The organism is Herbaspirillum sp. RV1423, from assembly GCF_000577615.1.
In the GTDB taxonomy this organism is placed as follows: domain Bacteria; phylum Pseudomonadota; class Gammaproteobacteria; order Burkholderiales; family Burkholderiaceae_D; genus Herbaspirillum.
Genome location: NZ_CBXX010000127.1, coordinates 1 through 276, shown reverse-complemented (window position 1 = coordinate 276; position 276 = coordinate 1). Strand labels below are relative to the sequence as shown.

The 276-nt window shown below is 55.4% G+C and carries 1 pseudogene; it reads left to right on the top strand.

The features are described from left to right. Positions 1-139 precede the first annotated feature (139 nt). A pseudogene (locus tag RV1423_RS29605) lies at positions 140-276 on the top strand (transposase); the annotation flags it as partial.

Here is a 276-nt window from a genome sequence, read left to right as displayed (position 1 = left end):
GCTGAACAACATCAGCAAGAAATGGACGATGCCCATACGGGACTGGAAAGCTGCATTGAACCGCTTCGCCATCCAGTTTGAAGACCGGGTGCCACAGACTTAAACGAAAACCCGTTTACACAGAATTCAGTACACCCCCACGGAAGGTGCCAAATTCTGGCTGCAGGTCGTCACCGAGCTGCGCAATCGTGGTGTGCAAGATATCTTCATCGCCTGCGTGGACGGCCTGAAGGGCTTCCCAGATGCCATCGAGGCCGTCTTCCCGGAGACCACGGT